The sequence below is a fragment of the Dietzia sp. 179-F 9C3 NHS genome (assembly GCF_045369825.1).
Lineage (GTDB): Bacteria > Actinomycetota > Actinomycetes > Mycobacteriales > Mycobacteriaceae > Dietzia.
This window is the reverse complement of the sequence record NZ_JBIQES010000001.1, coordinates 1-14,089: the sequence shown is the minus strand read 5'-3', so window position 1 is coordinate 14,089 and position 14,089 is coordinate 1. Positions and strand designations below refer to the sequence as shown.

General features: G+C 72.0%; 11 protein-coding genes. 8 read left to right on the top strand and 3 right to left on the bottom strand.

The genetic code is table 11. The features are described from left to right. Positions 1 to 691 precede the first annotated feature (691 nt). A complete protein-coding gene (gene clpB, locus ACH0BZ_RS00055) occupies positions 692 to 3,244 on the bottom strand; it encodes an ATP-dependent chaperone ClpB (RefSeq protein WP_406895802.1) in 2,553 nt (850 codons plus the stop codon). Between the two features lie 208 nt (positions 3,245 to 3,452). Between clpB and ACH0BZ_RS00050 the strand changes: the two genes are divergently transcribed. The 6 genes from ACH0BZ_RS00050 to ACH0BZ_RS00025 all read left to right on the top strand — a co-directional run bounded on the left by ACH0BZ_RS00050 (position 3,453) and on the right by ACH0BZ_RS00025 (position 8,069). Next, positions 3,453 to 3,713 carry a type II toxin-antitoxin system VapB family antitoxin gene (locus tag ACH0BZ_RS00050; protein WP_406895801.1) on the top strand — a complete coding sequence of 87 codons (261 nt, stop codon included), beginning with the start codon at positions 3,453 to 3,455 and terminating at the stop codon, positions 3,711 to 3,713. Beyond that, the gene (locus ACH0BZ_RS00045) at positions 3,710 to 4,099 is read left to right on the top strand and encodes a type II toxin-antitoxin system VapC family toxin (RefSeq protein WP_406895800.1); all 390 of its coding nucleotides are present in this window, start codon (positions 3,710 to 3,712) and stop codon (positions 4,097 to 4,099) included. The genes ACH0BZ_RS00050 and ACH0BZ_RS00045 overlap by 4 nt, the downstream gene beginning before the upstream one ends. 102 nt (positions 4,100 to 4,201) lie before the next feature. Beyond that, positions 4,202 to 5,335 (top strand): polysaccharide deacetylase family protein, encoded by a 1,134-nt coding sequence (locus tag ACH0BZ_RS00040; protein ID WP_406895799.1) that lies wholly within the window; start codon positions 4,202 to 4,204, stop codon positions 5,333 to 5,335. A 263-nt stretch (positions 5,336 to 5,598) separates the two neighbouring features. Beyond that, on the top strand, positions 5,599 to 6,390 hold the full coding sequence (locus ACH0BZ_RS00035; protein ID WP_406895798.1) for an ROK family protein: 792 nt from the start codon (positions 5,599 to 5,601) through the stop codon (positions 6,388 to 6,390). Between the two features lie 103 nt (positions 6,391 to 6,493). Further along, complete coding sequence (locus ACH0BZ_RS00030) at positions 6,494 to 6,832, top strand: hypothetical protein (protein WP_406895797.1); 339 nt, start codon at positions 6,494 to 6,496, stop codon at positions 6,830 to 6,832. Position 6,833: 1 nt separating this feature from the next. Next, positions 6,834 to 8,069 carry a hypothetical protein gene (locus ACH0BZ_RS00025; protein ID WP_406895796.1) on the top strand — a complete coding sequence of 412 codons (1,236 nt, stop codon included), beginning with the start codon at positions 6,834 to 6,836 and terminating at the stop codon, positions 8,067 to 8,069. Between the two features lie 6 nt (positions 8,070 to 8,075). On the opposite strand, the gene ACH0BZ_RS00020 is transcribed toward ACH0BZ_RS00025, so the two are convergent. Both ACH0BZ_RS00020 and ACH0BZ_RS00015 read right to left on the bottom strand, forming a co-directional pair. After that, positions 8,076 to 9,092, bottom strand: a complete 1,017-nt coding sequence (locus ACH0BZ_RS00020) for a DUF368 domain-containing protein (protein WP_406895795.1) — start codon at positions 9,090 to 9,092, stop codon at positions 8,076 to 8,078. A 75-nt stretch (positions 9,093 to 9,167) separates the two neighbouring features. Next, the gene (locus ACH0BZ_RS00015) at positions 9,168 to 11,684 is read right to left on the bottom strand and encodes an ExeM/NucH family extracellular endonuclease (protein WP_406895794.1); all 2,517 of its coding nucleotides are present in this window, start codon (positions 11,682 to 11,684) and stop codon (positions 9,168 to 9,170) included. 242 nt (positions 11,685 to 11,926) lie between these two features. On the opposite strand from ACH0BZ_RS00015, the gene ACH0BZ_RS00010 reads away from it, so the two are divergent. Continuing rightward, on the top strand, positions 11,927 to 12,643 hold the full coding sequence (locus tag ACH0BZ_RS00010; protein WP_406895792.1) for a hypothetical protein: 717 nt from the start codon (positions 11,927 to 11,929) through the stop codon (positions 12,641 to 12,643). A 69-nt stretch (positions 12,644 to 12,712) separates the two neighbouring features. After that, complete coding sequence (locus tag ACH0BZ_RS00005) at positions 12,713 to 14,017, top strand: FAD-binding oxidoreductase (protein WP_406895790.1); 1,305 nt, start codon at positions 12,713 to 12,715, stop codon at positions 14,015 to 14,017. Positions 14,018 to 14,089 lie beyond the last annotated feature (72 nt).

Here is a 14,089-nt window from a genome sequence, read left to right as displayed (position 1 = left end):
CTTGGCGCCATTTATCCGCCAATTGAAAGGGCAATTCGCCCCGAAGCAGCCGATTCAAACAATACGCCGTGCAATAGATCCGGAATAACCCCTTTAACCCGCCTTTTCTTGACGCCGATAACTCAGAGTTCAGCGTAGGATTCCCGGAATTGTCACGGGGTTTCCGGCTCCACAACGTAAAGCCCTCGGCAAATCGATACGGATTTTCTCCGGAAATGGGCCACATTTCCCGATGATTTTTTTGCCGGCCGGCCGCGGCCTCGTGACCTGCAGCGATCTGCACGGCATGACCGTCGGCCACCTTCGCCGGGCCCCACCGCCGAGCTCTCAGGGGCACACGCGGCGGTCGCGCCACGGTGTGCGACACACGGCTCCCCGCCTCGACGGCGACCTCCCGACCCGGCCGCCCCACGCCCATGGACGGGGTCGGATCCGCGCCACGACGACAAGCCCGGACGCCCCGGCGCCCACCCGCCGAGGCCCGCCGAGAGCCCCGTGCGAACCACTCGACGCGAACCCGGCGCGGATCCGAGGAGACGTCTGGCGGCACCCGATACGAGGCTAGGTGTGATGAAGATCACATCCCAAGAGGTGCATCATCGCCCTTTCGCTACTCCGAAATCGACGAACGGGCCCGGCCACCGCGAGGGTGGCCGGGCCCGTCTGGTCGTCAGCGCCGTGCCGCGCGCGCTCAGGCGAGCACGAGCGCCTCGCCGTCCTCCGCGAGCGAGACGTGGACGGTGTCGCCGTCGCGGATCTCGCCGCCGAGCAGCTTGCGGGCGAGCTGGTCGCCGATCGCCTGCTGCACCAGCCTGCGGAGCGGGCGGGCGCCGTAGGCGGGGTCGTACCCGCGGCGGGCGAGCCAGCCCTTGGCCGCCTCGTCCACCTCGAGCGTGAGCCTGCGCGCCTCGAGGCGCCGGCCGAGCTCGGCGATCTGGATGTCGACGATGTGCTCGAGCTGCTCCTCCGACAGGGGATCGAAGATCACCACGTCGTCGAGCCGGTTGACGAACTCCGGCTTGAAGGCGCGCTTGACCGCGTCCATCATCTGCTCCCGCGATCCGCCGGCGCCCAGGTTGGAGGTGAGCACGAGGATCGTGTTGCGGAAGTCGACCGTGCGGCCCTGGCCGTCGGTGAGGCGGCCGTCGTCGAGCACCTGCAGGAGGATGTCGAAGACGTCGGGGTGCGCCTTCTCCACCTCGTCGAGCAGGACGATCGTGTACGGCCGACGCCGCACCGCCTCGGTGAGCTGGCCGCCGGCCTCGTAGCCGACGTAGCCGGGGGGCGCACCGACGAGGCGGGCGACCGAGTGCTTCTCCGAATACTCGCTCATGTCGATGCGGACCATGGCCCGCTCGTCGTCGAAGAGGAACTGGGCCAGTGTCTTGGCCAGCTCCGTCTTGCCGACGCCCGTGGGGCCCAGGAAGAGGAACGAGCCGGTGGGCCGGTTCGGATCGGCGACCCCGGCGCGGGCCCGGCGGACGGCGTCGGACACGGCCTGGACGGCCTCGGTCTGGCCGACGACACGCGTGCCGAGCTCGTCCTCCATGCGCAGGAGCTTCTTGGTCTCGCCCTCGAGCATCTTGCCCACGGGGATGCCGGTCCAGGCGGACACCACCTCGGCGACGTCCTCGGGGCCGACCTCTTCCTTGAGCATGGCGTTCGAGGCGGCCTCGGCGGCCTCGGCGTCCGCGAGTTCCTTCTCCAACTCGGGCAGTCGCCCGTAGCGGATCTCGGCCACGCGCGCGTAGTCGCCCTCGCGCTCGGCCTTCTCGGACTCGGTGCGCAGCGCGTCGAGCTCCTCCTTGACCTTCTGTACGCCCTCGATGGCGGTCTTCTCGTTCTGCCAGCGGGCGGTGAGCTCGGCGAGCTTCTCCTTGGAATCGGCGAGCTCGGCCTGTAGGGCTACGAGCCTGTCGCGCGAGGCGGCGTCGGTCTCCTTCTGCAGCGCCACCTCCTCGATCTCGAGGCGGCGGACGATCCGCTCGGCGGCGTCGATCTCCTCCGGACGGGAGTCGATCTCCATCTTGAGGCGGCTGGCCGCCTCGTCCACGAGGTCGATCGCCTTGTCCGGCAGGAACCGCGACGTGATGTAGCGGTCGGACAGCGCGGCGGCCGAGACGAGCGCGGAGTCGGTGATGCGCACGCCGTGGTGCACCTCGTAGCGCTCCTTGAGCCCGCGCAGGATGCCGACCGTGTCCTCGACGCTCGGCTCGCCCACGTACACCTGCTGGAAGCGACGCTCGAGGGCCGCGTCCTTCTCGATGTACTTGCGGTACTCGTCGAGCGTGGTGGCGCCGACCAGTCGCAGCTCGCCGCGGGCGAGCATGGGCTTGATCATGTTGCCCGCGTCCATCGAGCCCTCGCCGGTCGCGCCGGCGCCGACGATGGTGTGGATCTCGTCGATAAAGGTGATGATCTGCCCCTCGGCCGCGGTGATCTCGTCGAGCACGGCCTTGAGCCGCTCCTCGAACTCGCCGCGGTACTTGGCGCCCGCGACCATCGAGCCCAGGTCCAGCGAGAGCAGGGTCTTGCCCTTGAGCGACTCCGGCACGTCACCGGCGACGATGCGGCGGGCCAGCCCCTCGACGATCGCGGTCTTGCCCACGCCGGGCTCGCCGATGAGCACCGGGTTGTTCTTGGTGCGGCGGCTCAGGACCTGGACGACGCGGCGGATCTCCGAGTCGCGGCCGATCACCGGGTCGATCTTGCCGTCGCGCGCACGGGCGGTGAGGTCCGTGGCGTACTTCTCCAGGGCCTGGTACTGGTCCTCGGGGTTCTCGGTGGTGACGCGGGTGTTGCCGCGCACGGCCGTGAACGCCTCCTTGAGCGCGTCCTCGGTGGCGCCGAGCTCGGTGAGGAGCTTGGCGGCGTCGCCCCCGGTGTGACCGGCGGCGATGCCCGCCAGGACATGCTCGGTGGAGACGTAGGCGTCGCCCATCTCCGCCGCGAGGGTCTGGGAGTGGTTGATGACGGCGAGGGCGTCCCGGTTGAAGTTGGGCGTGGCCATCCCCGAGCCGGACGCCTTGGGGTACCCCGCGACGAGGTCCTTGGCCTGGGCCAGGACGAGCTGCGGGTCCACCCCGCACGCCTGGAACAGCGGCCGGGCGATGCCGTCCTGTTGCTCGAGGAGGGCGACCAGCAGGTGGCCGGGCCGGACGTCGGGGTTACCGGCCGCGGAGGCCGCCTGCACGGCGGCCGAGAGCGCCGCCTGGGTCTTGGTCGTGGGGTTGAACTGGCTCATGTGCGACCGGTCCTTTCTCTGACGTGTGGTTGAGCGTACTGGGATCAATCCCGGCGCGCAGAAGCGCCGGACAGTACGTACAACCACCAAGAGGTTGAGTCTATTCCGCTCAGGTTTGAGATCGGCATCTCGCCGCTCCGGCGGGGTAGACGTGCCGTACTGCGGAGGTAGAATTCCGGACAGCGACACGTGAGAGGGACTGGGGGCCATGAGCCTGAACATCAAGAACGAGCGCGTCCACGAACTCGCGCGGCGTGCTGCGAAGTGCACCGGACGGACGCAGACCGGGGCCATAGAGCTGGCGCTGGAGCGACTACTGGCCGAGTACGAGGACGCGACCGAACGGCGGCTGCGGGTGATCAACGAGGCGGTGGCGAAGGCGGACGCACTGATCACCGACGAAGAGCGAGCCGACCCCGACTTCCTCAGCACCGACGTCCTCTACGACGAGAACGGGCTCTACCGATGATCGTCGACACCTCGGTGTTCGTGGCGATCCTCCGGCGCGAACCCGAGCGGGACGACTTCCTGGAACGACTCGCCTCGTCGCCCTCGGCAAGCGTGTCAGCAGGTAGCCTCGTCGAACTCACCGCGGTGATCGAGAACCGTCGACCGGACCTGTCTGCAGCGGCGGACCTGCTACTCGATGGGCTCGGCATCGTCGCCGAACCATTCACCGTTCAGCAGTCCCGGATCGCCCGGCAGGCCTACCGCACCTACGGTCGCGGCAGCGGGCATCCCGCGAAACTCAACCTGGGCGACTGCTTCTCGTATGCCTTGGCCAAGGAGCTCGACCTTCCGCTGCTCTACAAGGGCGACGACTTCTCGCACACCGACGTGACGCCGGCCCTGTGAAGCCCCGACACGCCGACTAGGCCAATTTGATAAAAGTTCGTACACTTTCGCTGGTGGGGCACCCCCGCCCCGTCGAGTGGACGAATCGAGGCCTGATCAAGCGTGGCGGAGCAGACTGCCCCTCAGCGGCGACCCGACCGCGCCCGCCCCCGCGTCCGTCATCTGCTCGCAGCGCTCATCGCACTTCTCGCCCTGGTCGCCATGGCGGCCGGGATCCGAGTGGTACGCGGCCATCGTCGTCGTCATATCATTTCGACTGTCGGCCTCGCCGCCGCCACCCCGCGCCGCGCGCTCACCGCACCCACCCCGCACCTCTCGCTCGTCGCCGCCACCCCGGTGGCCATCCCCGCCGCGGCCTCCGACGCTGCCGGGACCTCCCGGCGTCGGCCGCGCATGGTGGCCGCCGCGTGCCTCGTCGCCCTGATCCTCGGCGCCGCGCTCGTGATCGCGCCCCGCCCCACCGGCACCGACTCCCCGGACGCCCTCGGCGCGGTCGCGGCCACCACGACGCCCACCGTGGTCGAGAAGCCGCCGCGCCCGGACTGCACCGAACTCAAGTGCGTCGTCCTGACCTTCGACGACGGCCCAGACGGCGTCTCGACGCCGCGCCTGCTCGACATCCTCGAGGAGCACGGCGCCACCGCGACCTTCTTCGTGCTGGGCTACGCCATCCGGGGCAACGAGGACATCCTCCGCCGCATGGACCGCCTCGGCATGGGGATCGAAAACCACACCTGGGACCACCCCGACCTCAGCGGCCTGTCCCGCAACGGGGTGCTCTCCCAGCTCGCCCGGACCGACGCCGAGATCCGACGGGTGATCGGCCGCTCCCCCACCTACATGCGGCCGCCGTACGGCGCGTGGACGCCCGGATCGACGCCCACCGGCGGGATGCGGCCGGTGCTCTGGGAGACCGACCCCCAGGACTGGCTCTACCGGAACTCCGCGACCGTCGCGGCGAACGTCCTCGGGCAGGTGGGCGCCGGCGACGTGATCCTGCTCCACGACATCCACCAGACCTCGGTCGAGGCCGTCCCGGCGATCCTCGAGGGGCTCGAGCGGGGCGGCTACACGCTCGTCACCCTCGACGACCTCTACGCCGCCCGCCCCGACTGCCCCGTGCACCTCTACTGCGCGCCCGCGACCGCCCCTGCCCCGGCACCGGGCACCGTGGTGACGACGGCCGTGCCGCCCGAGGGCGCGATCCGGCTGGTCAACGAGCAGGCACCCGCCTAGGCGAGGACGCCGGCCCTCGCCGTCACGGAGTTCGGCCGTTGGTCGGCGCCGCCCTACCCTCCGTGCCTACGATCGGCAGACCATCCCCCGCGCCTCGAGGCCGCCAAGCTGTACTGCAGCACCGTCGGACAGGCGAGCGACCCTATCCGCAACGCCGACCTGGGATAGCGCGGGGCCGCGCCGCGTCCGCCCCGTGGGGGAATCCGGGGGCCACCTTTCCGGCCCATCGGCCAGAATGGACCCATGTGCAGGGGTCGGTGGCGATGAGGAACGGCGTCGTCGTGGACATGGGCGGCAGCGGCACCCGGATCGGGGCCGTGGTCGACGGCCGCGTGGTGGGAGTCCACGGAGCCCCCGTGGCGACCGCCGAGGATCTCGCGGCGGCGGTCCTCGCCGTCGACCCGTCCCCCGGGGGCGTCGGGGTCTCCATCACCGGCTGGGTGGACGCCGACCGCGGCGTCGTCGAGACCTCCCGCGCCGCGGCGTGGGCGGAGGGCCGGCTGCGCGACGACCTCTCGGCGCTGGTCGACGCCCCGGTCTCCGTCATCGGTGACGGCGACGCCCACGCCCTCGCCCTGACCCGCCTGCCCGGCGTGGAGTTCGGCGGCATCGCCATCTCGCTCGGCACCACCGTCGCCTTCGGTGCGCTCGACCGGCACGGCGCGCTCATCCACCCGTGCGGGCGGGCCGGCTGGGATCTGGGGCACTGGCGGCTCGTCACGGACAACGGCACCACCGAGGTGTGGTGGGGCCTCGGCGGGCACGGGCTCTACGACCTCGAGCGTGAACACGGCGACGGCGCCGCCGAGATCTACGCCTACCGCCTGGGCACCTTCCTCGTGGACGCCGTCCAGCTCTTCCGCCCTCGCACCGTCCTGCTCACCGGCGGGATCGTCGTGGGGCTGGGCGAGGCGCTGCACGGTCCCGTCGCCGAGCAGCTGCGGGGCCTGCCGGTGTCCGTGGCGAGCCCGCGCGTCGTCTACTCGCCGTCGCGGGACACGGCGCTGTTCGGCGCGGCCGTCGCGGCGGGGCTGGCGCTGCCGACGGGGTGGTGACCCCGTCCCCCGTTCGGACTCTGGTGCGTGTCGTAGCGCGGATGTACGGTGTGGGCTCCGCCCGGCCGCCGGCCCCCGGCGCCCCGTCTCATCAGGAGGAACAGTGTCCGACCACGCCCCCGCCCCCATCCGCCACGGCGAGATCCTCCTGATGCCGTGCAATGCACCGGATCCCGCATCGACCGAGTCCGTCGAGCGGCTGGCGGAGGCCGTCGTGGGCCACTCCGAGACCGGCCACCACCACGTCCTCGAGTGCCCGGCCGTGATCGAGGTGATCCACGCGGACGGGACCTACGTGCGGCTGCCGGAGCCGGGCACACTGGTCCAGCGCAAGGAGACCGAGCGCCACCGCGACCTGCCGGTGCCCGCCGGCCTGTACAAGGTGCTCACCAAGACCACGTACGACCCGTTCGCCGATCAGCGCCGCGCGGTGATCGACTGACGTGGCCGGCACCGAGCCGGCCACCCTGGCCGAGGCGTTGGACACGCTTCTCGCCTCGGGCCTGCTGGCCCCGGCGGAGGAGTCCATCCCCGACACCGTCCCCTACCTCGACCACATGCTCCTGGGCTGGGCGGACACCCCGCTCGGAGTGATCGAGCGAACCGATGCGCTCGACTTCTCGGATGTGCGCTGGGACGAGTCGGTGGTGATCGCCCTCGTCCGCGAGATCGCGGCGCTCGCGCGCATCCCCTGCGCCGAGGTCCGTGTCGTGCCCACCCCCACCGCCATGGGCGAGGCCGCGGACTCCCCGGGGAGGCTCCGCTCCTCCGCGGGCCCGGACCCGGAGATCTCCGCGTGGCACCCCCACCTCGGTCGCCTCACCCGGGCCCGGAGCGTCGATCGGTGGGCGGACGCCCTCGAGCGTGCGGCGCCCCTCGGCATCCTCGAGTCCCCGCGCCATCGGTTCGGACGGGGGCTGCTGGTCCGCTCCGACGCGGACGCCCTGCTGGGTGCGGAGTCACCCGAGAGGGAGACGGACCGCTTCTCCGTGTGCACCCTCGTGATCGGCTACGTGGGGATGATGTGCGACTTCGGCGCGCCTATCGACTCGGCGGCCTGGGCGCCCTCGCCTCGGATCGGTGAGGAGTTCGGGGTCGAACTCCGCCTCGGTGAGCTGCTCACGGACGCATTCTGTGCCGGGTTGGGCTACCTCGCTCCGGCCGGCCGCGACATCCTGGTCTGCCGCCGGCCCGCGATCCGCTTCCTGGACCAGCCGGACGAATTCGGGTCGGCCCCGCTGTACCACCACGACTCGGGTCCGGCGATCGAGTTCGCGGACGGGACGGGAACGTTCTTCCTGAGCGGCGTGGGCCTGTCCGAGTGGTTCTACTCGGCCGTCGTGGACGGCGCGCTCACTATGCGCTACGTCCGACGGATGCAGCAGCGTGCTCACCGCATCGCCGCGTACTCGGGCATGCCCCCGGCAGCCCGGCTCGACGGTCTCCGGGCGGATCTGGTCGACGTGGGGTCCAAGGGGACGCTCCTCTACCTGATCCATGACCACCCCGATCTCGACGGTCCGACCTGGTACATGGTCATGACCGACCCGTCGACGGGCCGCGAGTACGGCGAGTTCGTGCCGCCGGAGGTGGGCGAGCGCCGCTCCGCCGACGCGGCGCAGGCCGCGGCGTGGGGTATCAGCGAGGCGGACTACCGGCGGATGACGCTCGAAGGGTAGCCGGGCTCAGGTGGTGGCCGGGTCCGAGGCGTCGGTGGTGGCGGCCTTGCTCTGGAACGCCCGCTCCAGCGCCAGGACCACGACGACGATGACGACGCCGCCCACAACGGCGGCGAGCACGACCGGCCAGTCCGACCCGGGCGCGAGGATGTCGGCCTCCTCGGTCTGCCACGGCCACAGCGCGCGCAGCGAGCCCAGCATGAGACCGGCCATGACGAGCAGCGTGGGCTTGCGGAAGTCCTCGAGTAGACGATCGAGGACCTTGACGAACAGCGAGATGCCCACGAGCGCGCCGAACGCGAACACGCCCAGGTACGCCAGGTTCCGCTCATCCACGGCCCCCATCGTGGGCGCGTACAGGCCCATGGCCAGCAGCAGGTACGAGCCGGAGACGCCCGGCAGCACCAGCGCGCAGATCGCGACGGCGGCGGCCACAAAGACCAGCAGGTAAGACGGGTCGTCGATGGTGCCGCTCGGCAGGCCGGACAGGCCGAAGGCGAACGCGACGCCGCCGAGGAAGAACAACGCGAGCAGCCAGGTCCGGCCGCCCGGAGTGGCCCGGGCCATGCCCAGCGGCACCGCGATACTCGCGGCCACCATGCCGAGGAACAGGGCGCGCGAGATCTCCGGCTGGCCCTCGACGAAGCCCTTCATCACACCGGCCACGGTGAACACCATGGCGAACATGCCCACCGCCATCGGCAGGAGCAGCCACCAGTCCACGTGCCGGAACGCCGCGGCGGTCCGCTTCTTGCGGTCCGGCCCGAGCGCGGCGGACCGGATGCCGTCCACGATGTGCGCGCCGGAGTCGAGCAGGCGCGGGTACACGCCGGTCACCAGCGCCACCGTGCCGCCGGACACGCCGGGCACGAGCTCGGCCATACCGATGAGCGCACCGCGGACCGCGTTGCCCACCATGCCGAGGGGCCCCGGCCGCTCGGGGACGGGCGACCGGGGGTCGAGATCGGCGTCGTCGACGGGGTCGTGATGCGCGGACTGCGGGCTGACGTGCTCGGCGGACATGGCCTCTACTTTCCCTCACACCCGGGCGTGGCGCTAAGTGCCACACCCGGGCGTGACCGCAGAGGGAGCAGAGTCTCAGGAACCGGACGAGCCGCCGAACAGGGCCCCGAGGAACTGCCGGAGCCCCGCGAGGGAACCCCCGCCGTCACCGGGCGTCGGGTCCTCGGGATCGCCTGGGTCCTCCGGGTCGCCGGGCTCGCCGCCGGAGCGCGTGAGGTCGATCCCCACGAGCACGGGATCGTGGTCCGAGGCCCGGTAGGCGTCGGGGGCGTAGATCGCGTCCTGGGCGTCCTTCTTGAACTCCGTCGTGTAGTCGAGCAGGTCGGGCTCGTCGGCGTTGGCGTGCCACTCGGTGGCGCCCACGACGTGCCCGGCCAGGCCCTCGCTGGCCAGCGCGTGGTCGAGGTAGCCGAGCTGGCCGTCGAACACGTACGAGTAGGCGTCGGCCCCGCCGAATCGCTCCAGCAGGTCCACGTAGCCGCCCTCCCGCAGGGCCTCAATCGGGTCCTCCTTCGCGTACGCGTTGAGGTCGCCGATCACCAGCGAACGGCCGGGGGCGGAGAGCTCCGGGTGGCCGTCCAGCCAGTCGACGAGGGCGCGGGCGGCGTTGGTGCGCACGCCGTTGCAGTTGCCCTGGCCGTCCGGGTCCTCCGGGTCGCCGAGGTCGGTGCACGCGGAACCCTTGGACTTGAAGTGGTTGACCACCACGGTGACGTCCTGCCCGGAGGCGGCGTCGGTGAACACCTGGGCCAGCGCGGGGCGGTTCTTGGAGGTGACGAACCGCGTGTCCACCGACTCGTCGAGCACCGCGTGCTCACCCTTCGGGGTGACCGCGTCCGGCTTGTAGATCAGCGCGGTGGTGATGGCGTCGGTGCCCACCGGCCCGGTCTCGACCGCGGCGTAGGTGCCGGCGCCGACCCGTTCGTTGAGAGCGTCCACCAGGGTGGCGAGCGCCTCCGGGCGGTTCTCGATCTCCATGAGGCCCACCACGTCGGCGTCGAGGCCGGCGAGCATCGCGACGATCTTGTCCTGCTGCCGCTGCAGCTCCTCGGCGGTCGCCGCGCCGCGGGCGTTGCGGTCTTCGGAGCGCAGGGTGGTGAAGTAGTTGAGGACGTTGGCCGAGGCCACGGTGAGCGGGGCGTCGATGACCGGCGCCCCCGGCCGCGGGTTGGCGGCGGTGTGGGTGGAGCCCTGGGTGGGCTGGATCGCCCACTCGTCGAACCGGTAGTCGAGCACGCCGGTCACGCCGTCGAGCGTGTCGCCCATGCGGAACCGGTGGTCGATGGTGAACTCCTCGCCGTCGGGGTGGATCGCCGGGTCGGGGTTCTGCACGCCGCGAGCGTCGTCGATCGTGATCCGGTTGGCCGCGTTGGCCTCGGCGACCTCCCGCGCCTCCGCCGAGCCGGGCTCGTGTAGGTGCGTGGGCTGGTACTGCCGCTCGGAGGAGACGACGATCTGCCCGTAGCGGTCGTAGTCGAACGCCTCGACGATCGATACCTGCTGGGGCAGGGTGACGCGCATGCTCTCGTAGGACTCGAGCGCGGCGCGTTCCGGGATCGGGAGCGTGATCTCGGCCGGTGCGGGCAGCTGCTGGCCGGTTGCGCACGCGACCGTCTCGGCCGGGGTGATCTGCGTGAGCCCGTAGTACTCGGTGACCTGACCGGTCACGCGGACGCGGTCGCCCACCGACACCTCCGGGTCCTGGGAGTAGACGAAGATCCCGTCGGAGGTGGCATCGTCGCCGTCACCGCCGTCCTGGAGCGAGTAGCCGCGGAACCCCCCGTCCTGGGTGTCGGCCACCACGACGCCCTCGACGGTGGCCGTCCGCCCCACCATCGGCGAGGCGTCGCCCGACCCCTGCACGGCCCCGATGGCGGTGGCGGGCTCGCCGCACGCCCCGGCCGGCGGGGGCCCGGGATCCGTCGGGTCGGTCGGATCGGTGGGCTCGGTCGGGTCGGTGGGCTCGGTCGGGTCGGTGGGCTCGGTCGGGTCCCCGGTCTCGTACCGGCCCAGGTCGTCGACGGTGTCGATCGGGAACGCGACCCACTGCGCCGCCGGGTCGAACGCGTCGGAGGGGTCGGTGTCCGGCGCGGAGCCGGTGATGCGGCGCAGGGTGCGGTCAACGCTGGTGACGTCGCCGGAGGTCCACGCGGTGCCCGGGTCGACTCCCACCTGACCGAAGGAGTCGACGACCTCGTCGCCCCGGAACAGCACGATCGCGTCGTCGCCGTTCCACAGGCCCGCGCCCGTGCCCTGGTCCACCGGGAAGGCGGCCCGGCTCGAGCCGTAGACGAACGACGCGCCCGGGGCGAGCTCCCCGGCGAGGGCGTCCCGGGACGACGAGGACGTGCTCCCGTTGGAGAACACGGCCACGGTGTACGCCGCGAGGTCCACCGGCTCGGTGCCGAGGTTGGTGATCTCGATCGCCTTGTTGTGCGAGCTGCCCTCGACGTACTCGGTGATGAGCAGCGGCGACGCGGGCTGCGCGGTGGCGGCCGGGGCGAGCATCGGGGCGGAGGTGGTGAACAGAATCGCCGCGGCCGCCGCGACGAGCGCGCGGCGGCGGGGGCTGCGGGGTGGGGTGGTGTTCATGGGGTCCGTTCGGTCAGAGGAGCCGGGCACACGGTCGGTGCGAGAGACGTTCCGGGAGAGGGCTTCCGGCCCCCACCGCGGTGCCCGCCCCCGCACCGCGGCCACGGTAGGGACCGCGGGGGACGGGCCCGTCACGGCCCGGATGACGCCAGGTGACGGCCTGATGAACCGACGACGAGGAGGCGGACGCGAGCGCGGCTGACTACCATCGCGGGGGTCAGACGCACACGGGGACGGGGGAGGTGACGCACGTGCCGATGCACTACCCGCCCCTGTCCGACGGGACCTACCGTGTCGGCGACCCGCCGCAGCCCCGGCCCTCCCCTGTCCCCGGGCCGGACCCCGTTTCCGCGCCCGCGCCGGGCCACCACCAGCACGGGCAGCTGCACCCTGCCGGTCCGCCACCGCTCGGTCCTCCGGCGGACGGCACCCCGACCGGCGACGACGCCCGCCCCGAGCGCAGCCCCGGACTCCACGCGGCGATCGCCGCCGGGTCGGTGTTCGCGGTCGTCGCCGTCGTCGCCCTGGGGTTGGCCCTGTTCGGCGGCACCGACCGCGAGACCACCGACCCCATCACCTGGCCGGCGTTCCCGTCCTCGGTGCCCTCGGGGGACCCCGCCCCCGGGGCGTCGGAGTTCCCGGCAGGCGGCACCTTCGTCGTCACCTCCAGCCCCGGCGAGCCCGTCAGCGGCGACGCCGAGACCTGTTCGCTGCCCGTCACCCTCTCCGACATCGGTGAGGGCACCCTCATCACTCTCCTCGACGCGACGCGCGCCCCGATCACCGAGTCGATGCTGAGCTACGACGGCGGCACGTCGTCCTCGTGTACCTACACGTTCGGCTTCGAGGGGGTGCCCGCGGGCGAGTCGTTCTACGTGGTGGAGATCCAGGGCCGGGGCCAGCTCGTCTACACCGAGCGGGAGCTGCGCGACGGGGTGGACATCACCCTCGGCAGATGAACGGGGCCCCTCACCGGGGTCTATCCTTGGGGTTCGCGTGAGGACCACGGCCCGGAGGGAGGAAGCGCGGTGACCACAGACCGCACACCCGGCCCGACGGACGACCCGTTCGGCGCTCCCGACGTGGAACGGCTCGTCGAGGACATCGACCTGGGCCCCTACCTCGGTCGCACGGACGCGCTCGCGGGCGCCGCGCTCGCCGACCCCGTCCCGACCGACGCCGGCACTCCCCCGCTGCTCACCCTCCGCGACCTCACCACCGACCCCCGCTTCCCGGAGCTGTTCGCCCGCGCGCTCCGCGCCGCCGGCCCGGACTTCCGCGAGCTGTTCCCCCGCGACGCCACCCCGGTGCTGCGCCAGTTCGCCCGCGCCCTGGCCTACGCGCTCGAGGCCACCGAGCAGGCCGCCGGCGACACCGCCAAGGTCGAGGAGGTGGTGGACTTCGCCCGCCACCTCGGCGCCGACCACCGCAAGCTCGAACTGACGAGGCGGCACCACGACGCCTTCGGCGAGGCGCTCGTCGGCACCCTGCGCCACCTCGCCGGCCCTGGCTGGGACGACCGCCTCGAGACGACCCTGCGCACCGCCTACGCCGTGTTGTCCGCGGCCCTGCGCGAGGGCGAGGCCGCGGCCACGGGCCCGGCACGCGTGGGCGCGACCGTCGTCGAGGTGGACCGGCCCACCCGCGACGTGGCGGTGGTGCGACTGATCACCGACGTGACGATCGACTACCACCCCGGTCAATACCTCAGCGTGCTCACCCCGTACACCCCGGCGGTGTGGCGTCGCCTCAGCCCGGCCGTGCCGTCCAACCCCGCGGGGCAGATCGAGTTCCACATCCGCGAGGTCCCCGAGGGCACGCTCAGCGGCCCGCTGGTGCGCAGCGTGAGCGTGGGCGACCGCTGGGTGCTGGCGCGCCCGCTCGGCCACCTCGACGTGGACCGATCCGAGCCGTTCCGCGACGTGCTCATGGTGGCCGGCGGCACCGGCATCGCCCCGCTGCGCTGCCTGCTCGTGGACATGATGCGCTTCGGCGACAACCCCCGGGTGCACCTGTTCTACGGCGCCCGCCACCCCGGCGACCTCTACGACCTGCCCACCCTCGTGGACCTGGCCAGCACCGCGCCGTGGCTCACCATCCAGCCCGTCTCCGAGGCCGACGAGGACCCGTGGTGGGCGGGCGCCCGCCGCGAGCTGCCCCGCACGCTGCACCGCCGTCAGACCGGGACGCTCGTCGACGTGGTGACCGGCTGGGGTTCGTGGGCCGACCGGCAGGTGCTGCTCAGCGGCTCGCCGGAGATGCTGCGCGCCACCGTCAAGGGCATGGTCGCGGCCGGGACCCCGCGGGAGAACATCCTCTACGACCGCCCCTAGGAGACTGCTGAACAAGGCGCTATTGGGGTTGGCGGTCGTGTGAGCGGCGGGCCCGGGCGTCACCGGTGGGAT